Here is a 19,561-nt window from a genome sequence, read left to right as displayed (position 1 = left end):
TGTAACGGCCGGAATACAACGATTCCAATGCCGAACGGCAACCGAGCCCCCATGGCCCGAAGCACAACATCCTTGAAAAACTCTGAAGGGGACTATAGCCAGCGGGGGGTATCGCTTGATCCCTCTAAAGTGTGATTTGCATCACCGACCCGTCTGCCACAACCATTTCGCCACGCCAACGAAGGTCGGCGGGGCAAGGATGGCTGAAAATTGGCAAATCACAAGTGAAGGCGCGAGATAGAGCATTGCCGCGCCCGAACGGGCGCGGCGAAAGGCGTCAGAGGGTGGAGAGGAAGGTGCTGTTGTTGGCCTGCCATTCAATGATGTCGATACGGATACGTTTTTTGTCGAGTTTTCCTACGCTGGTCTTGGGAATTTCCGTAACAACGGCGATCTGGCTTGGAATCGCCCACTTGCTCAAATGGCCCAGTTCGACGAAAGGCTTGAGGTGTTCCTTGAGCTCGCGAGCACCTATCACATGGCCATCACGCACCACCAGCAACGCAAACGGGCGTTCGCCCCACTGCGGGTCGGCGATGCCCACCACCGCTACTTCGCGTACCGCCGGGTGGCGGCTGACCAGGTCTTCGAGGGCCAGCGAGGAAATCCACTCGCCACCGGTCTTGATCACGTCCTTGATGCGGTCGCGAATATCGATCACGCCAAATGCATCGAGGGTGGCCACGTCGCCAGTGTGCATCCAGCCGCCTTCCCACAGCTCGGCGCCTTTTTGCGGCTCGTTGTAATAACCCTCGGTCAGCCACGGTGCGCGCAGCACCAGCTCACCTTGGGACTCGCCGTCGGCGGGCAGGAAGTTGCCCTCACTGTCGACAATCGCCGCCTCCACCAACGGCCCTGGCACGCCGGCCTTGATGCGGTAAGTGGTGCGCTCGTCCTCGGTGCCGGCCATCAGTTCTTCGTTGAGGTGGGCGCAGGACACCAGCGGCCCGGTCTCGGACATGCCATACGCGGCGGTCAGTTGAATGCCACGCGCCTTGGACGCTTCATACAGCGTGCGGTTGAGCGCGCTGCCGCCGATGACGATTTTCCAGCCGCCAAAATCCACGCCTTGGGCGGCCTTGGCGTTGAGCACCATTTGCAGGATGGTCGGCACGCAGTGAGAAAAGGTGACCTTTTCCTTGCGCCACAACTCCACCAGGTATTCCGGGTCGTAGCGGCCGGGGTAGACCTGTTTCAGACCGAGCATGGTCGCCACATACGGCAGGCCCCAGGCGTGTACGTGGAACATTGGCGTGATCGGCATGTACACGTCGTTGGTGCCCAGCAGGCGCACACTGTCGACGCTGCCCATGATGGTCGCCACGCCCATGGTGTGCAGCACGAGCTGGCGGTGGGTGAAGTACACACCCTTGGGGTTGCCGGTGGTGCCGGTGGTGTAGAAGGTGGTGGCGACGGAATTTTCGTCGAAATCCTGGAAGTCATACCTGGGGCTGGCGGCCGCCAGCAGGGTTTCGTACTCGCCGACCAGGTTGGGCAGCTCGGCGGTCTTGGCGTCGCCGTCGGTGAGCAGCAAGGTCTTGTCGACCGTGGTCAGGTGCCCGGCGATGGCCTGGTAAAGCCCCACGAACTCACTGTTGACCAGCACAAAGCGGTCCTCGGCGTGGTTCATGGTGTAGAGAATCTGTTCCGGCGACAGGCGCACGTTGATGGTGTGGATCACCGCGCCGATCATCGGGATGGCGAACATGCATTCCAGGTAACGGTGGCTGTCCCAGTCCATCACGGCGACGGTGTCACCGGCCTTGACCCCGGCTTCGGTGAGCACATTGGCCAGGCGCGCCACGCGCTCGATCAGGGTTGGGTAGGTGTAGCGCAGTTTGTCGCGGTAGATGATTTCCCGGGTCTTCTCGTAACGCGCCCCGGACATCAGCAGGCGTTTGATCAACAGCGGGTATTGGTAAGCGCCTTCGGCGGGCGGGATAACACGGGTCTGCAACATACGAATCCCTTATCTGACTGCACGGTCTTGGCTTGAAGACCTGCACTTTAGAGAGCTTATGTGTCAGCCAAATCAGCCAAAGGAATGATTTGTAGAGGCCAATGAATGATAGCTTTGCGCCATTATTGGAGCCTCACAGCGATTCCCTGTGGGAGCTGGCTTGCCTGCGATAGCGTCGCCTCGGTGCAACAGATACACCGAGGCGCCGGCATCGCGGGCAAGCCCGACTCCCACAGGGGCCGTGTGTTACCCGTGTGGGTTTACTTCATGCTGGTAAACGCCAACTTCACCCCAATCGCAATCAACACCGCGCCCATGGTCCGATCAAACCAATGCCCCATCCGCGCAAATCCCGCACGTACCCGCTGCTGGCTGAACAGCATCGCCACCAGGCAGAACCACAGCGCCGTCGCCACCGCCAAATACACGCCGTAACCGGCCTGGATCGCCAGCGGCGTGTGCGGGTTGATCACCACGGTGAACAGCGACAGGAAAAACAGCGTGGCCTTGGGGTTCAAGCCATTGGTCACAAAACCTGCGGTAAAGGCCCCGCGCGGGGTGCGCTCGCCCGCTTCACGGTGCAACTCGCCCTCGGCGACCGGCTTGGCCGGCTGCGCGCGCAAGGCCTTGAAGCCGATGTACAGCAAATACGCGGCGGCGGCCCATTTCAGCGCGTTGAACAGCACGATTGACTGCGACACGATCAAGCCAATCCCGAGCAACGAATAACCCACGTGCAGGAAAATCGCCGAACCCACGCCCAGCGCGGTCCAGGTGCCGGCGCGGCGGCCATGGGTGACACTCTCGCGCACCACCACGGCGAAATCCGGGCCGGGGCTGGCCACCGCCAACAAGTGAATCAAGGCTACGGTCAAAAACTCGGCGGCGTACATGCTCACTCCATTAAGTAACTGATTATTTCATCTGATAGGCTCGGCAGATTACGCCTTCGAACCCTGTCGCAAAAGGTACAGTTGATGACGAACAATCGCCGCGCCGTCTTCCTTGATCACCCGTCCCTGGACCTGGGGGACCTCGACCTCAGCGAATTGCGCAACAGCTTCAGCGACCTGCAGCTGTACGCGCATACCACGCCGCAGAATGTGATCGAACGCCTGCAAGGCGCTCAGGTGGCCATCAGTAACAAGATCGCGCTCAACACCGAAACCCTGCAAGCCTGCCCCGAGCTCAAGCTGATCCTTGTTTCAGCCACCGGCACCAACAACGTCGACCTCGACGCGGCCCGCGCCCATGGCATCACCGTGAGCAACTGCCAGGGCTACGGCACGCCGTCGGTGGCGCAGCATACGATCATGCTGTTGCTCAACCTGGCGACGCGACTGAAGGACTACCAACGCGATGTGGCTGCCGGCAAGTGGCAAGCGGCCAAGCAGTTCTGCCTGCTGGATTACCCGATTGTCGAGCTGGAAGGCAAAACCCTTGGCCTGCTCGGCCACGGCGAACTGGGCAGTGCCGTGGCACGCCTGGCCGAAGCCTTCGGCATGCGCGTGGTGCTCGGCGCGATTCCGGGGCGCCCTGCCCGGGCCGACCGCGTGCCGCTGGATGAACTGCTCGCGCAGGTCGACGCGTTGACCCTGCACTGCCCGCTCAATGAACACACCCGTGGCTTCATCGGCGCCCGCGAGCTGGCACTGCTCAAGCCCGGCGCGTTTATCGTCAACACCGCGCGCGGTGGCTTGATCAACGAACAGGCACTGGCAGACGCCCTGCGCAACGGCCACTTGGGCGGCGCCGCCACCGATGTGCTGAGCGTTGAGCCACCGGTAAATGGCAACCCGCTGCTGGCCGGTGACATCCCACGCCTGATCGTCACGCCGCATAACGCCTGGGGCAGCCGCGAAGCGCGGCAGCGTATCGTCGGCCAATTGGCGGAAAACGCCCGAGGCTTTTTCAGCGGCGCCCCGCTGCGCGTCGTCAGTTGATAAACTGCGCCCCTTTTCAAGGAGCAGACCATGGATCCGCGCAGTGAAGTACTGCTTCGTCAGGCCGAACTTTTTCAAGGCAACCTGCTGCTGGTAGGCTTGCCCGCCGACGATTTGCTCGGCCGCCTGCCCAATGCCCACGGCTGGAGCTGGCACGCCGGCGACCAGGCGGCGCTCGACGCACGCTTCCCGGAGCGCAGCCTGTTCGGCGTCAACGTGCCCGAACGCGGGTTTGATGCGGCGGTGATTTTCCTGCCCAAGTCCAAGGACCTCACCGACTACCTGCTCAACGCCGTGGCCGCGCGCTTGCCCGGCGCCGAGCTGTTTCTGGTCGGCGAGAAAAAAGGCGGCATCGAAAGCGCCGCCAAGCAGATGATCCCGTTCGGCAAGCCGCGCAAGCTCGACAACGCGCGGCACTGCCAACTGTGGCAAGTCACCGTGGCCAATGCGCCGCAAGCGGTCGAGCTGGAAAGCCTGGCGCAGGTGTTCGACGTGCCGTTGGCCGAAGGGCCGCTCAAGGTGGTGAGCCTGCCGGGCGTGTTCAGCCACGGTCGTCTGGATCGCGGCACCGAGCTGTTGCTGGAACACCTGGACAAGCTGCCCAGCGGGCACTTGCTGGACTTTGGTTGCGGCGCCGGTGTACTCGGGGCGGCGGTCAAGCGTCGCTACCCGCATAACACGGTGACGATGCTCGACGTGGATGCATTTGCCGCCGCCAGCAGTCGCCTGACATTGGCAGCCAATGGTCTGGAAGCCGACGTGTTGACCGGTGACGGCATCGACGCCGCGCCGATGGGTTTGAATGCGATTTTGAGCAACCCGCCGTTTCATGTCGGGGTGCATACGGATTATTTCGCCACGGAAAACCTGCTGCGAAAAGCCGCGAAACACCTGGCAAAAGGCGGCGAACTTCGCTTGGTTGCCAATAGCTTCCTCAAGTATCAACCGCTGATCGAAGAGCATTTGGGCGTGTGTGCAATCAAGGCCGAAGGCAATGGTTTTCGCATTTATCGTGCCAAACGCGGCTGATGGCTTTTTGAAAAAGAAGGCTTGCCGAATGGGTTTTGCCTAGGCAGAATCCGCTCCGTCCTAGGGGAGTAGTCTCCCACGAGCGCCATGCTCGTCCGGCATACGTCAACATACTTGGTCAACAGACCATGGCGTATGCGACCCAGGAGTCCGCACAGACGGACCGGGGTTTGACAAGACCTATGACACGCACACCTTACCCGGGGCGGGAAGGCTGTACGTGTCATAGCCGTGTCGACCCGCCCCTGGAAACCTACCTGATGCTGGATTCATTACTCGTTCCTACCGCAATCGTTGCCTTGGCCGAAATCGGCGACAAGACGCAGCTGCTCGCGCTCATCCTGGCCGCACGCTTTCGCAAACCCTGGCCGATCATCGCCGGCATCGTCGCCGCGACCCTGGCCAACCATGCGGCCGCCGGTGCCGTGGGGGCCTGGTTCGGCAGTTTCTTCTCGGATGCGGTGTTGCACTGGATCCTCGCGGCGAGCTTCTGTGCCACGGCGCTGTGGACCCTGGTGCCAGACAAACTCGACGATGACGAAGCCAGTACCACGCGCAAGTTCGGCCCGTTCCTGACCACGCTGATTGCGTTCTTCCTCGCCGAAATCGGCGACAAGACGCAGATCGCCACGGTGATGCTGGCGGCGCAATACCCTGAGCTGTGGCTGGTGATTATCGGCACCACGCTGGGCATGCTGATTGCCAACGTGCCGGTGGTTCTGGCGGGGAATTTTGCGGCGGAGAAACTGCCGTTGACGTTGATTCGCAGGCTGGCGGCTACGGCGTTCTTCGTTCTGGCGGTAGTGGCGGTGTACAAGGCCATGCAAAGCAGCGGCTGGATCTAGATCGACCTGATCGTTCCCACGCTCCGCGTGGGAATGCATTCTGTGACGCTTTGCGTCGCGCCTTTAAGAGCGGACGCAGAGCGTCCAGAGCGGCATTCCCACGCAGAGCGTGGGAACGATCAATCAGGACTTTTTGGCCTGCTGGTAAAGCGGCATCACCTTCGGAATCGCCGCCTGCAACGAGGCGATTCGGCTGTCGGATGCCGGGTGCGTACTCATGAATTCCGGCGGCGCGCCTTCCGAAGCCTTGGCCATCTTGTTCCACAACGTGATGGCCGCATTCGGGTTGTAGCCGGCACGGGCCGAGAGTTCCAGACCGATCAGGTCCGCTTCGTTTTCATTCGCGCGGCTGTTAGGCAAGGTCATGCCGTAGTTGGCCACGGTATCGGCCAACGCCAGGCTGTCCTGGCCCAGACCGAACAAGGCACCGGCGCCCTGCTTGGCCATCTGGATGCCGTAGGCCTTGGACATGGCCTCACGCCCGTGTTCACGCAAGGCGTGGGCGATTTCATGGCCCATCACCGCCGCCAGCTCGTCATCGGTGAGCTTGAGGTTGTCGATCAACGCGCTGTACACAAAGATCTTGCCGCCAGGCCCGCAGTTAGCGTTCATCTCATCGCTTTTGATCAGGTTCACTTCCCACTTCCACTGCGCCGCATCCGGACGGAAGGTAGGCGCCTGGGCGATCAGACGATTGGCGATGGCCTGCACGCGCTTGGCGTTGGCGCTGGTCTTGTCGAGCATGCCTTTGCCGCTCGCCTCACCCAGCGTCTGCTGGTAGGACTGGGCATACATTTGGTCGACTTCCTGGCTCGACAGCATGCTGAACATGTACTGCTTGCGCTCTACCCCAACGGCCCCGCCGCTGGTGGTGTTAACCGACTGGCAACCGGCCAACAACATCGCCGCAACCAACCCACTTACCGCCAATGACTTCTTCATGAACACGCTCCCTGAAAACATGGCGCGTATCGTAGGCGCTCATGTGTATCTGCGCCAGATACACAAGACGTGTAACCGCTAACTTTCAGATACATCCCACACTCCCACAGCGGCGGCGAACAGCCCATTTGCGACATCCGGCACTATTTCACCGGCCCGGCCTTAAGCCTCCCGCGCTCGTGGCCGATACAAAAAAGGCAGCCCATCTGCCCTTGCGCCCGGAGCCTTCATGAAATTCAAGTCGATTCAGTTTTCTGTCGCCGCACTGACCGGCGCCATCGTGCTGAGTGTGGTTGCGGTACTGGTGCTCTACGCCGTGTTTGCCGGCGCGCGCACCCAGGAACTGGTGCAGGAACGCACCCAGGCGCAGTTCGAGCAGATCATTGAGCAGCGCCTCACCGCATTGGCGCAAACCCAGGCCACGCTGATCCAACGTGAATTGGAAGCACCGCTGGTGACCGCCAAAGGCCTGGCCACCGCCAACGCCCTGCTCGGCATGAAAGGCGCCAACGGCGAACCGGCCTTGCAAGTGGGCCGCGAACAACTGATCAACCTGCTGCACGAAACCGTGGTGCGCACCCCGAAAATCCTCGGCGCTTATATCGGCTGGGAACCCAATGCGATCGACCACAATGACGCTGCCTACGTGAACACGCCGATTCTCGGCATGGCCGCCGACGGCCGTTTCCTGCCGTGGTGGTATCGCAATGCCGATGGCAGCCTGGGCCTGGATAAACTCGCCGACGTCAACGACCAGAACATTCTTTCCACCGGCGTGCGCGCCAGTGAGTACTACCTGTGTTCCAAAGAGAGCAAAAAGCCCTGCGCCATCGACCCCGCGCCTTACAAGGTCGGCAATGCGATGGTGATGCTCGCCTCGTTTATCGAACCGATCATGATCGACGGCACGTTTCAGGGCATTGTCGGCGCCGACCTGTCGGTGAACTTCATCCAGGACATGCTCACCCGCGCCGACCAGAACCTCTATAACGGCGCCGGTGAACTGGCGCTGATTTCCAGCAATGGGCGCCTGGTGGCCTACACCAAAGACGCCAGCAAGCTCGGCGAAAAAGCCACCGACCTGCTCGACAGCAATGAGCTGGCCAACCTCGGCCAGCTGAAAGTCGGCGAGGTGCGCTACGACATCGACAAGGAACACGGGCATATCGAGCTGTTCCTGCCGTTCAACATCGGCCAGGCCGAAGCGCGCTGGACCTTGATGCTGCAACTGCCGCTGAGCGCGGTGATGGCCGACTCGCAGCAACTGCAAAGCGACCTGCAAGCCCAGCGCAAGACCGACACCTTCGGCATGGCCATGGTCGGCCTGCTGATCGCCGGCATCGGCTTGCTGGTGATCTGGCTGGTGGGCCACGGCATCGCCCGCCCGCTCAAGCAAATGGTGGCCATGCTCAACGACATCGCCCAAGGCGAAGGCGACCTGACGCGCCGCCTGACCAGTGACCGCGCCGATGAACTGGGCGCCATCGCCACGGGCTTCAATACCTTCCTGATCAAGCTGCAGGGCATGATCACCCAAGTGGTGAGTTCAGTGCAGAAGGTCAGCGATTCGTCGGAGCACACCGCCGATATCGCGATTCGCACCAACCAGGGCGTGCATAAACAGATGGTCGAGATCGACCAGGTGGCCACCGCCGTGCACGAGATGACCGCCACCGCCCAGGACGTGGCGCGCAACGCCACCCAGGCCGCGCAAGCCGCCAGCCATGCCGATCAGGCCGCGAGCCAGGGCATGCGCATCGTGCGCGACACCTCCACGTCCATCGGCGCGCTGGCCGAAGAAATTGGCAAGGCGGTGGGCGTGGTGCAAGCCCTGGCCAAGGACAGCGAGAACATCAACGCGATCCTCACGGCGATTCGCGGGATTGCCGAGCAGACCAACCTGTTGGCGCTCAACGCCGCGATCGAGGCGGCGCGGGCCGGCGAGCAAGGCCGTGGCTTCGCGGTGGTGGCCGATGAGGTGCGCAACCTGGCGCAGAAAACCCAGAAAGCCACCGAAGAAATCCAGGCTATGATCCAGCAGCTGCAACAAGGCACGCGGGACGTGGTGAAGGTGATGGAAGACAGCCAGAACCGCACCGATGAAAGCGTGCAGCATGCAGCCAAAGCGGCCGAGGCACTGGAGACGATTACGCAGGCGGTGTCGGTGATCAATGACATGAACACCCAGATTGCCAGCGCGGCCGAGGAACAGAGCGCGGTGGCTGAGGACATCAATCGCAATGTGATCAATATCGGCCAAGTGGCGAATGAAGTGGCGGGCGGCGCGGATGAATCGAGTGCGGCGAGTGCGGATTTGACCAAGCTGGCGGAGCAGCAGCGGCGGTTGATCAATCAGTTCAAGGTTTAGGGATTGGCGGTGGTCTTGAGGCCGCTATCGCAGGCAAGCCAGCTCCCACACTTGGATTTGTGAATACAGTCAATGGTGGGAGCTGGCTTGCATGCGATAGGGCCAGTGAATCCCACCTCAGCCTGGGGTCAGGCACTCCGGCCCATTCAGCTTCGGATCATTGACCATATTGGCCAACACCCGCTCACGCAACGCAGCCGGCTCACCCGCCAACAAGCCCTGCAACACATGCAATGGCGTCTGCGGATTCAGCCACGCCTCTTGGCCCGCCGCGTCCAGAATCAACGGCCGCCGCTGACTCTGCGCCGCCTGGGTCACCACTGCGGTACTCAGCCACACTTGCTCCTGCACCGGATACGCTTCCCAGATCGCGGCAAAAAACAACGTCGAGCCCTCCCCCGGCGTCAGCCAATACGGGCGCTTGCGCTGGGTGCCACGCCATTCGTAAAAGCCATTGGCCGGCAGCAGGCAGCGGCGCTGGCGAAAGGCTTCGCGAAACATCGGTTGTTCGGCCAGGGTTTCGGCGCGGGCATGGGCTGGCGTGCGGGAAAGGTCGGTCAGCCAGGGCGGCGTCAGGCCCCAGCGCGCGCGGGCCAGGGTGCGCTGACCTTCTTCCAGGCGTTGGATCAGCACCGAATCATTCGGGGAAATGTTCCACTGGGCCTGCTGATCGGCAGGGAAGCCGGGCAAGGCTGCGAAAGCGGGGTTCCAGCGAAACAGGGCATAACGTCCACACATGGGGTAACACGACTCTTGGGTAAACCGACCGACAGCCTAACAGACCAATACGTCGGGGAAGCTGTCGGGTTCATCGCCGGGCAGTGGTTGCGCGCCGTTGTAGGCGGTAATCAGCTCGCGGGCGCAGGCAGCCTGGTCGTTGTCCACTTCCAGGCCCAGCAGGCCGAAAATCGGCAACTCGCCGGTGCCACCAAGCAAATGGCGCCCCACCAGGTGCGCCTCAATGCCTTCGCTGGCGAGCATCTGTTGCAGCAGTTCGCCTTCCATCAGGTTTTCCGGTTCGTAGATTCGCTGCATGGGCGTACCTGTTATTCATTCTCGCTGCGTACGTTCAGCATCCATTCGTCACCGTGCACCTGTAGCTCGAATGTAATCGGCCGGCAGCACACGGGGCAATCCTCTATATATTCCTGATCGCCTGCGGACAGGTCCAGCAGCGCCGTGACCACTTCGCCACAATAAGGACATTCGTACGACTCCTCTTCCATCGCGGTCTCCCAGGTGACTTGTGCGTATAATCGCCGGTCTATTTACAGGGCTATTCACGGCAGAGCCAATATTGCGGCCGCACCCTGATATTTCCTTTACTTAACACTAGCCGTTTCTAACAAGAGAGCATGATGGGCGAATTCGATACCATCCGACCTTACAACGACAGCGAAGTCCCGGCAGTGCTGGCACGTCTGTTCAGTGACAAGGCCTTTCTGGACATCCTGACCCACTTTCGTTTTCCGCGCTTTGCCGGCGCCCTGGGCTGGCTGCTCAAGCCAATGATCGCCCGCAAGCTGCGCCGCGAGTTCGCTGGCGTCACCACCGTGGCCACGCTGCAGGACAAAGTCGAATATTACGTCGACCACACCATTGACCGCGCGACCGACGGCGTTACTTATACCGGCGTCGAGCAGCTCAAGTCCGGCACTGCCTACCTGTTTTTGGCCAACCACCGCGACATCGTGATGGACCCGGCCTTCGTCAACTACGCCGTGTATCACGCCGGGCTGCCGACGCCGCGCATCGCGATTGGCGACAACCTGCTGCAAAAGCCGTTCGTCAGCGACCTGATGCGCCTGAACAAGAGCTTCATCGTGCACCGCTCGATCACCGGGCGGAAGGAGAAGATGGCGGCGTACAACTTGCTGTCGGCCTACATCAACCATTCGATCCGCAACGATTGCCAGTCGATCTGGATCGCCCAGGCCGAAGGGCGTGCCAAGGATGGCGATGATCGCACCGAGTCGGCGATCCTCAAGATGTTCCACGTCAGCCGCAAGGATGAGCCGTTTGCCGAGGTGATCCAGTCGCTGAACCTCACGCCGGTGTCGATCAGCTACGAATACGACCCGTGCGATACAGCCAAGGCGCGCGAGCTGTATATCCGTGCCACCACCGGCACCTACACCAAAGCGCCGGGCGAAGATGACGTGAGCATTGCCCTCGGCATCACCGGCTACAAAGGCCGGGTGCACATCAACTTTGCACCGCCGATCACCGAACGTTTTGAAGACACCAAGCTGCTGGCGGTGGAAATGGACCGGCAGATTCTCGGCGGTTATCGCTTGTTCCCGGTGCATTACCTGGCGTATGCGCAATGGAGCGACGCCGACCCGCAATTGCAGGTGCCGACGGCGGCTGAAGTGTTCCCGGCGGATGAGTTGGCCAAGGCCAAGGCGGAATGGGAGCGGCGCTTGAACGAATGCCCGGCCGAACACCGCCCGTACCTGGTGGTGCAGTATGCAACGCCGGTGCGTAATCAGTATCGGGTCAAAGCCGGGATTCCCCTCTAAACACTGAAGCAAAAAATGTGGGAGCGGGCTTGCCCGCGATGGCGGCGTGTCAGCACCGAATTTATCGACTGACACACTGCTATCGCGGGCAAGCCCGCTCCCACACTTGTTTGTGCCAGACCAACATTTCGCGCCCGCCACCGTTCAAATGTGGGAGCCGGGCTTGCCCGCGATGGCGGCGTGTCAGCACTGAATTTATCGACTGACACACTGCTATCGCGGGCAAGCCAGCTCCCACACTTGTTTGTGCCAGACCAATATTTCGCGCCCGCCCCAGCTCAAATGTGGGAGCCGGGCTTGCCCGCGATGGCGGCGTGTCAGCACTGAATTTATCGACTGATACACTGCTATCGCGGGCAAGCCCGCTCCCACATTTGTTTTGTGGTGTTTGTTAGAGGTGGGTGCTGAGCCAGGAGACGCCCAGCGCCAGAGCGAGGCAGGCAAACCCGACGCGGTAAGCCAGGCGATGCGCCCGTTCGGTGCGCACATCCAGAAACAACATCGGTTGGTCGATAGCGCGATCTTCGCTTTGCGCGGTCAGGTCGGCCAGCGCACGTTGCTCGCGTAGACGGGTAATGAACAGCAGCGCTGCACCCGGGCAGGCCACCAATAAAGCCACAGCATTGATCAGCAGTGCGGGCAGCGCCATCGCGAACCTCAGTCGGACAGTGTTCTGGTATCAATTCAGATACAAACCTGAACGATATTGGCATCCTGCCGCTGAAACGTTCCGTCCCCCATGTACGATTAATGTATCCATTAATTTACAGCGTCACCTGAACGTCACCTTAACAAGCCACTCTGTTGCCCTTCGAACGCTCAGGAGCTCGTCATGTTGCATGCGCAAAACCAGGATCGGCTGTATCTGATCGCCCCGACGGATGAACAGGAGGCGCTTGTCGGCGGCTTGGCGTTCAACGTTCAGGATCGCCACTGGCTGGTGTATTGCGCGCTGGGTGGGCACCAGCATGCCGACCTGCCGGAGCTGGACCTGCTCACCGGCGTGAGTGTGCTGGACTTGTATGTCGAAACGGCTGCATGAACGTTACAGGCATAAAAAAACCGGGCTCATCACTGAGCCCGGTGATCGTTCCCACGCTCTGCGTGGTAACGGCGATCGGGGCGCTCCGCGCCCGCCCGACGGTTACTGCGAGCTGAGAAGCGAACCGATGCTCGGGTCTTTGAACAAACGCGTCAGCGCGTCGCTCAACACGTCGCTGACCAGCTTGGTGTTGGTTTCCTGATTCGGCGACATGCCAAAACGCTGGTTCAGCGAGGCGCCGTAGCGGCCACTGTAGCGGCGCGTACCGGCACTGACGTCGGACTTGAACGTCGCGCCAATCGAGGCTTCAGTCACATACAGGCCTTCCTTGGGCGACTGGTACTTCAGTTCGGCCAGGGTGATCGTCAATTGAGGCGCGCCCGGCGAGTTGGCCGGGGTGAAGCCCAGCAGGCGCACGGCGGCTTCAGCCTGGGCTTGCAGCTTGGGCAGCACGTCCTGGCCTTGTACCGAAATCAGCGCAGTCTCGGGGTACAGGCCGCCGCGCGAGCCCAGGGTCGGCGACGGACGACCGTCTACCACACGCACCGATACCGGCTGACCGTGGCCGACAGGGGCCAACTGCGCGGTGACTTTAGGTTGCGGGCTGAGTTGTTGCGGGCTGTTGGCGCAGCCAACCAGGGTCAAACTGGTCACAGTGATCAAACCGAACAACAGGCGTTGCAACATACTCATTTCTCCAGGACTAGATGCAAACAGGCCGCCAGTATAACGGTGCACACGCGCCACTCACCAGCCATCCTGAACGGCAGCTGAAGGCGGGCTCAAATTACAATTTCGCATAAATCCGTCATTTCAATGTCATGGCACACTGGCAACCTTCAAGCATGTAACGTAACAGGTACAAAACCATGCGCCTTCTCAAATCATTGTTCACGCCTCGCGGCCGTCATCGTCACTATGCCCTGCTCGATTGCCATGGCCATTGCCTGGCGTTCAAACAGTGCAGCTTGCCGCCCGTCGGCGACGGCTGGGTGGAGGTCGCAGAGACACACCTGGGCTGGATGCACCGTCCGCTGCCGGCGAGTGCCAGGATCAGCCCGAAGGTTGCACACGCGCAAACCCGGCATGCGTTGGCCTCCTGACCGAGACGCTAATAAAAGTCATAAAACACGCCCATTTCCCTGACGTTCTTCGCTACAATCTCCCCCCGATTATAAGGACGTCTCCTGATCGGGCCTCGCAGCATCGTTAATGCCTCGGTATTAACCCCAAAATCGCCCACAGAGAGCCGCCCACACAGATCGAGTGAAGCTGGCGCGCTTGCTGTTTTCTTTGCAAACCTCCCGCCTTACCGAATCTGCCAGAGCTGCCATTGCGCTCGGCCACTTGAGTTGTTTGCCCGTTTTGCCGCGTGTCGGCAGAGGTTTGCGGGCCAGGTGCCAGGCTGGGGCAGCCCTTTTTTGAGGTTCACGTCTTCAAAAGAGCGTGAAAAAACGGGTTTTCACAACTTCACAAGAGTGTGGCGAGCAAATGAATAGTTTGGCGTTTGTACAAGCACCATCAGCGTCTGGAACAGCCCAACCACACAGGACCGAGCACTCCTCAAAAACCGGAGCTTGAGCCTGTCCGCTACGGATTGGTTGCACAAATCACACGCTTTGACCATAAGTCGAATTGCCACAGGCGCCCATGAATGCGTTCATAGGCAGATTAGCCCGGCAGGAAGCGTGTGCTGAAGATGCAAAGAATTGCGAAACGGACATGGCGATCCTGGCCATGGGTAACCTGGGGCAACACGTGAACCGCCCCGTCACTCCTGGCAGCCATGCCGTCAATTTGGTGCTGCAGATTTTGGAGACGCGTTAAATGGCGCATAACGAAGCAGTCGACGTAGTTCTGGTAGGGGCCGGCATCATGAGTGCCACCCTGGCCGTTCTGCTCAAAGAGCTCGACCCCGGCCTCAAGCTGGAAGTCGTTGAGCTGATGGATTCGGGTGCCGCGGAAAGTTCCAACCCGTGGAACAACGCCGGTACCGGTCACGCCGGGCTGTGTGAGCTGAACTACACGCCGCAGGCCGCCGATGGCTCCATCGACATCAAGAAAGCCGTGCACATCAACACCCAGTTCGAGGTGTCGAAGCAGTTTTGGGCGTACCTGACCAAAAAAGGCACCTTTGGCTCGTCCAAATCCTTTATCAGCCCGGTGCCGCACCTGAGCTTCGTGCAGGGCGACAAAGGCGTTTCCTTCCTCAAGAAGCGCTTTGAAACCCTCAGCCAGCACCACGCGTTCTCGGACATGCACTACACCGAAGACCGCAGCGAAATGGCCGAGTGGATGCCACTGATGATGCCCGGCCGCCCACTCGACGAAAAAATCGCTGCCACCCGCGTAATGAATGGCACTGACGTCAACTTTGGCGCCCTGACCAACCAACTGCTGTCGCACCTGACCAGCGCACCGGATGCCCAGGTCAAGTACAGCAAGCGTGTCACCGGCCTCAAGCGCAATGGCGCAGGCTGGACCGTGAGCATCAAGGACGTCAATAGCGGCAACAGCCGTGAAGTCGACGCCAAGTTCGTGTTCCTCGGTGCCGGTGGCGCGGCGCTGCCGTTGCTGCAAGCCTCGGGTATCGAAGAAAGCAAAGGCTTCGGTGGCTTCCCGGTCAGCGGCCAGTGGCTGCGTTGCGACAACCCGGAAGTGGTCAAGCATCACCAGGCCAAGGTCTACAGCCAGGCTGCGGTGGGTTCGCCGCCGATGTCCGTGCCACACCTGGACACTCGCGTCGTCGAGGGCAAGAAATCCCTGCTGTTCGGGCCATATGCCGGCTTCACCACCAAGTTCCTCAAGCACGGCTCGTTCCTTGACCTGCCGCTGTCGATTCGCGCCGGCAACATCGGCCCGATGCTGGCCGTAGCCCGCGACAACATGGACCTGACCAAGTACCTGGTCAGCGAAGTGCGCCAATCCATGGAGCAACGCCTGGAATCCCTGCGCCGCTTCTACCCTGAAGCGAAAGCCGAAGACTGGCGCCTGGAAGTGGCCGGCCAACGGGTGCAGATCATCAAGAAAGACCCGAAGAAAGGCGGCGTGCTGCAGTTCGGCACCGAGCTGGTTGCGGCCAAAGACGGCTCGCTGGCAGCCCTGCTGGGCGCGTCCCCAGGCGCTTCGGTGACGGTGTCGATCATGCTGGAGTTGATCGAGCGCTGCTTCCCGGAAAAAGCCGCCGGTGAGTGGGCGGCCAAGCTGCACGAGATCTTCCCGGCGCGGGAAAAAGTGCTGGAGACGGATGCCGAGTTGTATCGCAAGATCAACACGCAGAACAACATCAGCCTGGAACTGGTTGAGCAAAGCAACGAAGCCGAAAGCTACGCTTGAGGACGTGACGCAGAGCGTCACAGGATGCACTCCCACGCAGAGCGTGGGAACGATCAAAAAAACGCCCCTTGGGGCGTTTTTTTATGTCTCGCGTAATCAGCCGCGGGCGGCGTTGATCAGTTCAATGTACTCATCGGCGTTGCGCTGATCCTTGATCAGGTCAACGAAGGTCTGGCCATGCTCGTCCTTGCCGTCCAGGTCCAGGCCGGCTTCCTTGAAAAAGCCCAGGAACCGCCCAAAGTCATCGATACGCAGGCCACGGTAGGCCTTGATCAGCTTGTGCAGGGACGGTGAAGTCGCGTCAACCGGCTCGAAGTCCAGGAACAACTTGATCTGGTCGTCGCCGATCTCGTCACCAATCACCTGTTTCTTATCTTTACGCATTACCGACTCCAGCCTGCAGACATTTACACGGGAGAGGAAGTCTACCTGCCAGACACCACCTTCGAAAACAACCAAACACTCCTGTGGGAGCTGGCTTGCCTGCGATGGCGGTGCATCAGTGACCATTGGGCCTACTGACCTGCCGCCATCGCAGGCAAGCCAGCTCCCACATTGACTGCATTCGGTTCAATTACTTTGCGCGAACGGCACCGGTATGCAGATCCGCCCAGATATGCCCGTTGGCATAACTGAGGAACTGCACATACACCGTGTCATTGCGCAGCAAGTCGACAATCACGCGGTACTGCGCCACCGGGTAAGACAACGTCAGGGTTTTGCTGGCGTCATCGTACAGCGGCTTTTTCAGGCTTTTGCTTTCGGCATCAAAATTGAGCACCACCTGAGCGATGGTCGCGCCTTTGTTCAGGGCTTTGCCCTTGAGACGAATCATCAGCGGCGACGTTACCGGGATCGGCTGCTGGGTGGATTGCCGCTGGTTGCCGACCACTACCGCGTACTCGGTGATTTGCAGCAGTTGCTGTTGGTCAGGGGTTTGCGCGCGCAGGGTAAGGTCGTCCGGCGGCAGGAATTGGCTGTGCATCAATGCCGGAGCGGCACACAAAGGCAAACTGAAGATCAACGCCAAGGCGGCGCAACTGCGGATCAAAACACTCATGTACACCTCCGAAGGGGCAGCCATGCTAGCACGCAGGTCAGCTTTGAACGGCCCACATCATGCCCGACATCTCTGGTTGCACTGGCCTGATTGAAAGAACACGCGAAGGCTGTAGATTCCCAGCTCAACCAAAATAACAAGAGTCTCGCCCATGACCACGAATCCTGTTGAACACATCCAAACACAGCTTCAAGCACTTACTGCCTTGAGACGCGACCTTCACGCGCACCCAGAGTTGGGGTTTGATGAACACCGGACCAGCGGGATTGTTGCCGGCTTTCTTGAAGAACACGGTATTAAAGTACACCGTGGGCTGGCGGGAACCGGCGTAGTCGGCGTCATTCAGGGCACGCAGCCCGGCGCAAGCATAGGCCTGCGTGCGGACATGGACTGCCTGCCCATGTTCGAAGCCAACGACTTCGCCCACCGCTCCATCCACCCGGGCCTCATGCACGGCTGCGGGCATGACGGGCATACAGTGATGTTGATGGCCGCTGCGCGTTACCTGGCCCAGACGCGCCGATTCAGTGGCAAAGCCGTCGTGATTTTCCAACCCGCCGAAGAAGGCGGCGGCGGTGCTCGCGTAATGATCGAACAAGGGCTCTTCAAGCAGTTCCCAGTGGATTCGGTGTATGCCCTGCACAACAACCCCGACTACCCCGCCGGGGTCATTGCCGTACAGCCCGGCCCGGTGGAAGCGGCGGCGGACAGTTTTGAAATTGTCGTAACCGGCCGCGGCGGCCATGCGGCCATCCCTCACGCCGCAATAGACCCGGTGCTGGCTGCCAGCCATATCATTGTCGCCTTGCAGAGCATTATCAGCCGCAATCTGCACCCACTGGAGTCGGGGGTCGTGACGGTGGCCAGCCTGCAAACCAGCCAGCTCACGGCGAACAACGTTATTCCCGCCCACGTGAAGATGATCGGAACCGCACGCAGCTTTACCAGCGCCAATCGAGATCTGCTGGAGAAGCGCATTGGCGAAATCGCCCATGGCGTTGCGACCGCGTTTGGCGCTGCCGTCACCTATGACTATCAACGAGGTTACCCCGCAACCGTCAATCATCCCGAGCAGGCATTGTTCGCGGCAGGCGTTGCCAGAAGTCTGGTTGGAGAGGCAAACGTGAGGTGCAACGAACCCCTCACCATGGGCGCCGAAGACTTTTCATACATGCTGCAGGAGCGGCCGGGGGCCTATATTTATCTCGGCCAAGGCGGCTCATCGAGCGAAGGTGTCGGTCATTGCCAATTGCACAACGACCGGTATGACTTCAATGACAGCATCATCCCGCTGGGCGCGGGCCTGCTGGCCTCTCTGGTAGAACAAGGGCTACCGTTGCGCTGAGGCTCAATCGAACTGGGCGAGCATCCAGCGTTGATACGCGGCGACGCCGGCATCGCCTTCACGGGGCGCCCAGGCAGGTGATTCGCCTTCGCCCAACGCGCGATACGGCCCGGCCTTGCATTCAAACATCACGCTGTCGGGCTCCAGCACCACCAGGCCGTGAAACACGCCCGGCGGCAGGTCAACACCCGCGCACTCACCGCCCGCCCGCATCACGCGCTTGGCAATGACTTCGCCGGTGTCGCTGAACACCAGCAGGCCCAGGCTGCCTTTTAGCACCAGCAGGGTTTCCGCCTTGTCCGCGCTCAGGTGCCGATGCGGCGGCACATAGGTGTCGGGCTGCAGGCCCACGGCCAGGCGATGGCAGGGCTCTTCCATCCGATGGAAGTTGTGATGGTGCCGACCACGAGGATTGGCGGCCGCTTTCTCGGCCAATTCGGTGAACAACGCCTGATCAAGAAAGCGGGCCATCGGTTACATCCCTTTAACGGCGTAGATCCCATTGGCGTTACGCCAGTAGCCTTTGTAGTCCATGCCATAACCGAAAATGTAACGGTCGATGCACGGCAGGCCGACGTAATCGGCTTTCAGGTCGGGGCGAGCTTTGCGGTCGTGGTCTTTGTCGATCAGCACGGCGGTGTGCACTTTGCGCGCGCCGGCGTGTTTGCAGAAATCGATGATCGCGCCCAGGGTGTGACCTTCATCGAGGATGTCGTCGATGATCAGCACGTCGCGGTCGATGAACGAGACTTCCGGCTTGGCCTTCCAGAACAGATCGCCGCCGCTGGTTTCGTTGCGATAACGGGTGGCGTGCAGGTAGGAGGCTTCCAGCGGAAATTGCAGGTGAGTCAGCAATTTGCCGGCGAAGATCAGGCCACCGTTCATCACGCAGAAGACCACCGGGTTGGTGTCGGCCATTTCGCGAGTGATGTGCGCGCCGACCTTGGCGATGGCCTCTTCGACTTGCGCTTCGGTGTACAGGCAGTCAGCCTCGCGCATGATTTGACGGATATGCTCGAGATCAGCGGACATGGCGCTCTCCAAGGGGGTGCTGTGGCAAGAAAAGCGGGCAAAGGTAAGCATGTGAGGCGCAACGATCAAGCCTTAATGGACTAACGTACTAGATGTCTATAGGACAACACCCTCGGATAGATTAATCTAGGCCGGTT

The 19,561-nt window shown here is 60.5% G+C and carries 21 protein-coding genes, 1 pseudogene and 1 riboswitch; of the genes and pseudogenes, 10 read left to right on the top strand and 12 right to left on the bottom strand.

Annotated elements, in window-relative coordinates; all coding sequences use genetic code 11:
* Positions 1 to 277: 277 nt before the first annotated feature.
* Together PspR76_RS05435 and PspR76_RS05430 are read right to left on the bottom strand one after the other, a co-directional pair.
* Positions 278 to 1,960 carry a fatty acid--CoA ligase gene (locus PspR76_RS05435; protein WP_159954288.1) on the bottom strand — a complete coding sequence of 561 codons (1,683 nt, stop codon included), beginning with the start codon at positions 1,958 to 1,960 and terminating at the stop codon, positions 278 to 280.
* A 260-nt stretch (positions 1,961 to 2,220) separates the two neighbouring features.
* Positions 2,221 to 2,853: a LysE family translocator gene (locus PspR76_RS05430; protein WP_016978297.1), complete on the bottom strand. Its 633-nt coding sequence runs from the start codon at positions 2,851 to 2,853 to the stop codon at positions 2,221 to 2,223.
* 84 nt (positions 2,854 to 2,937) lie between these two features.
* Here PspR76_RS05430 and PspR76_RS05425 point away from each other — a divergent pair, with 84 nt between their 5' ends.
* From PspR76_RS05425 to PspR76_RS05415, 3 genes are all read left to right on the top strand, one after another.
* A complete protein-coding gene (locus PspR76_RS05425; protein WP_159954287.1) occupies positions 2,938 to 3,903 on the top strand; it encodes a 2-hydroxyacid dehydrogenase in 966 nt (321 codons plus the stop codon).
* 30 nt (positions 3,904 to 3,933) lie between these two features.
* Positions 3,934 to 4,932: a class I SAM-dependent methyltransferase gene (locus PspR76_RS05420; protein WP_159954286.1), complete on the top strand. Its 999-nt coding sequence runs from the start codon at positions 3,934 to 3,936 to the stop codon at positions 4,930 to 4,932.
* Positions 4,933 to 4,982: 50 nt separating this feature from the next.
* Positions 4,983 to 5,104: riboswitch (yybP-ykoY riboswitch) on the top strand.
* An 88-nt stretch (positions 5,105 to 5,192) separates the two neighbouring features.
* Positions 5,193 to 5,777 (top strand): TMEM165/GDT1 family protein, encoded by a 585-nt coding sequence (locus tag PspR76_RS05415; protein ID WP_016974259.1) that lies wholly within the window; start codon positions 5,193 to 5,195, stop codon positions 5,775 to 5,777.
* 123 nt (positions 5,778 to 5,900) lie between these two features.
* Here PspR76_RS05415 and PspR76_RS05405 read toward each other — a convergent pair whose 3' ends face one another.
* Positions 5,901 to 6,719 (bottom strand): M48 family metallopeptidase, encoded by an 819-nt coding sequence (locus PspR76_RS05405; RefSeq protein ID WP_159954285.1) that lies wholly within the window; start codon positions 6,717 to 6,719, stop codon positions 5,901 to 5,903.
* A 229-nt stretch (positions 6,720 to 6,948) separates the two neighbouring features.
* Between PspR76_RS05405 and PspR76_RS31600 the strand changes: the two are divergent.
* Both PspR76_RS31600 and PspR76_RS31595 read left to right on the top strand, forming a co-directional pair.
* Positions 6,949 to 8,229: pseudogene (locus PspR76_RS31600) on the top strand (HAMP domain-containing protein); the annotation flags it as partial.
* 15 nt (positions 8,230 to 8,244) lie between these two features.
* Positions 8,245 to 9,087: a methyl-accepting chemotaxis protein gene (locus PspR76_RS31595; RefSeq protein ID WP_442966819.1), complete on the top strand. Its 843-nt coding sequence runs from the start codon at positions 8,245 to 8,247 to the stop codon at positions 9,085 to 9,087.
* A gap of 117 nt (positions 9,088 to 9,204) precedes the next feature.
* On the opposite strand, the gene PspR76_RS05395 is transcribed toward PspR76_RS31595, so the two are convergent.
* Genes PspR76_RS05395 through PspR76_RS05385 form a run of 3 tightly spaced genes read right to left on the bottom strand, consistent with a single transcriptional unit; the run spans position 9,205 to position 10,313 of the window.
* Positions 9,205 to 9,825 (bottom strand): SOS response-associated peptidase, encoded by a 621-nt coding sequence (locus tag PspR76_RS05395; protein WP_159954283.1) that lies wholly within the window; start codon positions 9,823 to 9,825, stop codon positions 9,205 to 9,207.
* A 36-nt stretch (positions 9,826 to 9,861) separates the two neighbouring features.
* Entirely contained in the window at positions 9,862 to 10,122 is a 261-nt protein-coding gene (locus tag PspR76_RS05390) for a putative signal transducing protein (protein ID WP_083360103.1), read from the bottom strand.
* Between the two features lie 11 nt (positions 10,123 to 10,133).
* Positions 10,134 to 10,313, bottom strand: a complete 180-nt coding sequence (locus PspR76_RS05385; protein WP_053254444.1) for a CPXCG motif-containing cysteine-rich protein — start codon at positions 10,311 to 10,313, stop codon at positions 10,134 to 10,136.
* Positions 10,314 to 10,445: 132 nt separating this feature from the next.
* On the opposite strand from PspR76_RS05385, the gene PspR76_RS05380 reads away from it, so the two are divergent.
* Positions 10,446 to 11,609 carry a 1-acyl-sn-glycerol-3-phosphate acyltransferase gene (locus tag PspR76_RS05380; RefSeq protein WP_174245590.1) on the top strand — a complete coding sequence of 388 codons (1,164 nt, stop codon included), beginning with the start codon at positions 10,446 to 10,448 and terminating at the stop codon, positions 11,607 to 11,609.
* A gap of 391 nt (positions 11,610 to 12,000) precedes the next feature.
* Here PspR76_RS05380 and PspR76_RS05375 read toward each other — a convergent pair whose 3' ends face one another.
* Positions 12,001 to 12,258: a hypothetical protein gene (locus tag PspR76_RS05375; protein ID WP_159954281.1), complete on the bottom strand. Its 258-nt coding sequence runs from the start codon at positions 12,256 to 12,258 to the stop codon at positions 12,001 to 12,003.
* Between the two features lie 183 nt (positions 12,259 to 12,441).
* Here PspR76_RS05375 and PspR76_RS05370 point away from each other — a divergent pair, with 183 nt between their 5' ends.
* Complete coding sequence (locus tag PspR76_RS05370) at positions 12,442 to 12,651, top strand: hypothetical protein (RefSeq protein ID WP_159954280.1); 210 nt, start codon at positions 12,442 to 12,444, stop codon at positions 12,649 to 12,651.
* A gap of 102 nt (positions 12,652 to 12,753) precedes the next feature.
* Here PspR76_RS05370 and PspR76_RS05365 read toward each other — a convergent pair whose 3' ends face one another.
* On the bottom strand, positions 12,754 to 13,338 hold the full coding sequence (locus PspR76_RS05365) for a YajG family lipoprotein (protein WP_159954279.1): 585 nt from the start codon (positions 13,336 to 13,338) through the stop codon (positions 12,754 to 12,756).
* Positions 13,339 to 13,520: 182 nt separating this feature from the next.
* Between PspR76_RS05365 and PspR76_RS05360 the strand changes: the two genes are divergently transcribed.
* Positions 13,521 to 13,754: a hypothetical protein gene (locus PspR76_RS05360; RefSeq protein WP_159954278.1), complete on the top strand. Its 234-nt coding sequence runs from the start codon at positions 13,521 to 13,523 to the stop codon at positions 13,752 to 13,754.
* A 724-nt stretch (positions 13,755 to 14,478) separates the two neighbouring features.
* Entirely contained in the window at positions 14,479 to 15,987 is a 1,509-nt protein-coding gene (gene mqo, locus PspR76_RS05350) for a malate dehydrogenase (quinone) (RefSeq protein ID WP_159954276.1), read from the top strand.
* Between the two features lie 96 nt (positions 15,988 to 16,083).
* Here the strand turns inward: mqo and PspR76_RS05345 are convergent, their stop codons facing one another.
* Together PspR76_RS05345 and PspR76_RS05340 are read right to left on the bottom strand one after the other, a co-directional pair.
* Positions 16,084 to 16,371 carry a PA4642 family protein gene (locus PspR76_RS05345; RefSeq protein ID WP_159954275.1) on the bottom strand — a complete coding sequence of 96 codons (288 nt, stop codon included), beginning with the start codon at positions 16,369 to 16,371 and terminating at the stop codon, positions 16,084 to 16,086.
* A 190-nt stretch (positions 16,372 to 16,561) separates the two neighbouring features.
* Positions 16,562 to 17,047, bottom strand: a complete 486-nt coding sequence (locus tag PspR76_RS05340) for a hypothetical protein (RefSeq protein WP_159954274.1) — start codon at positions 17,045 to 17,047, stop codon at positions 16,562 to 16,564.
* Between the two features lie 151 nt (positions 17,048 to 17,198).
* On the opposite strand from PspR76_RS05340, the gene PspR76_RS05335 reads away from it, so the two are divergent.
* Positions 17,199 to 18,392: a M20 aminoacylase family protein gene (locus PspR76_RS05335; protein ID WP_159954273.1), complete on the top strand. Its 1,194-nt coding sequence runs from the start codon at positions 17,199 to 17,201 to the stop codon at positions 18,390 to 18,392.
* Between the two features lie 3 nt (positions 18,393 to 18,395).
* Here the strand turns inward: PspR76_RS05335 and PspR76_RS05330 are convergent, their stop codons facing one another.
* Positions 18,396 to 18,863, bottom strand: a complete 468-nt coding sequence (locus PspR76_RS05330; RefSeq protein WP_159954272.1) for a WbuC family cupin fold metalloprotein — start codon at positions 18,861 to 18,863, stop codon at positions 18,396 to 18,398.
* A gap of 3 nt (positions 18,864 to 18,866) precedes the next feature.
* Complete coding sequence (locus tag PspR76_RS05325; protein ID WP_010213093.1) at positions 18,867 to 19,424, bottom strand: hypoxanthine-guanine phosphoribosyltransferase; 558 nt, start codon at positions 19,422 to 19,424, stop codon at positions 18,867 to 18,869.
* Positions 19,425 to 19,561 lie beyond the last annotated feature (137 nt).

The organism is Pseudomonas sp. R76, assembly GCF_009834565.1.
Taxonomy (GTDB): Bacteria; Pseudomonadota; Gammaproteobacteria; order Pseudomonadales; family Pseudomonadaceae; genus Aquipseudomonas.
Note: the sequence above shows the minus strand (reverse complement) of the source record. Positions and strands in the feature narration are given on the sequence as shown.

Coding starts and splice junctions, on each gene's coding strand:
- PspR76_RS05385 (WP_053254444.1), bottom strand. CDS start 10,313: ATGGAAGAGGAGTCGTACGAATGTCCTTATTGTGGCGAAGTGGTCACG.
- PspR76_RS05390 (WP_083360103.1), bottom strand. CDS start 10,122: ATGCAGCGAATCTACGAACCGGAAAACCTGATGGAAGGCGAACTGCTG.
- PspR76_RS05380 (WP_174245590.1), top strand. CDS start 10,446: ATGGGCGAATTCGATACCATCCGACCTTACAACGACAGCGAAGTCCCG.
- PspR76_RS05420 (WP_159954286.1), top strand. CDS start 3,934: ATGGATCCGCGCAGTGAAGTACTGCTTCGTCAGGCCGAACTTTTTCAA.
- PspR76_RS05330 (WP_159954272.1), bottom strand. CDS start 18,863: ATGGCCCGCTTTCTTGATCAGGCGTTGTTCACCGAATTGGCCGAGAAA.
- PspR76_RS05435 (WP_159954288.1), bottom strand. CDS start 1,960: ATGTTGCAGACCCGTGTTATCCCGCCCGCCGAAGGCGCTTACCAATAC.
- PspR76_RS05340 (WP_159954274.1), bottom strand. CDS start 17,047: ATGAGTGTTTTGATCCGCAGTTGCGCCGCCTTGGCGTTGATCTTCAGT.
- PspR76_RS05425 (WP_159954287.1), top strand. CDS start 2,938: ATGACGAACAATCGCCGCGCCGTCTTCCTTGATCACCCGTCCCTGGAC.
- PspR76_RS05365 (WP_159954279.1), bottom strand. CDS start 13,338: ATGTTGCAACGCCTGTTGTTCGGTTTGATCACTGTGACCAGTTTGACC.
- PspR76_RS05335 (WP_159954273.1), top strand. CDS start 17,199: ATGACCACGAATCCTGTTGAACACATCCAAACACAGCTTCAAGCACTT.
- PspR76_RS31595 (WP_442966819.1), top strand. CDS start 8,245: ATGATCACCCAAGTGGTGAGTTCAGTGCAGAAGGTCAGCGATTCGTCG.
- PspR76_RS05395 (WP_159954283.1), bottom strand. CDS start 9,825: ATGTGTGGACGTTATGCCCTGTTTCGCTGGAACCCCGCTTTCGCAGCC.
- PspR76_RS05415 (WP_016974259.1), top strand. CDS start 5,193: ATGCTGGATTCATTACTCGTTCCTACCGCAATCGTTGCCTTGGCCGAA.
- PspR76_RS05325 (WP_010213093.1), bottom strand. CDS start 19,424: ATGTCCGCTGATCTCGAGCATATCCGTCAAATCATGCGCGAGGCTGAC.
- PspR76_RS05375 (WP_159954281.1), bottom strand. CDS start 12,258: ATGGCGCTGCCCGCACTGCTGATCAATGCTGTGGCTTTATTGGTGGCC.
- PspR76_RS05360 (WP_159954278.1), top strand. CDS start 13,521: ATGCGCCTTCTCAAATCATTGTTCACGCCTCGCGGCCGTCATCGTCAC.
- PspR76_RS05430 (WP_016978297.1), bottom strand. CDS start 2,853: ATGTACGCCGCCGAGTTTTTGACCGTAGCCTTGATTCACTTGTTGGCG.
- mqo (WP_159954276.1), top strand. CDS start 14,479: ATGGCGCATAACGAAGCAGTCGACGTAGTTCTGGTAGGGGCCGGCATC.
- PspR76_RS05370 (WP_159954280.1), top strand. CDS start 12,442: ATGTTGCATGCGCAAAACCAGGATCGGCTGTATCTGATCGCCCCGACG.
- PspR76_RS05345 (WP_159954275.1), bottom strand. CDS start 16,371: ATGCGTAAAGATAAGAAACAGGTGATTGGTGACGAGATCGGCGACGAC.
- PspR76_RS05405 (WP_159954285.1), bottom strand. CDS start 6,719: ATGAAGAAGTCATTGGCGGTAAGTGGGTTGGTTGCGGCGATGTTGTTG.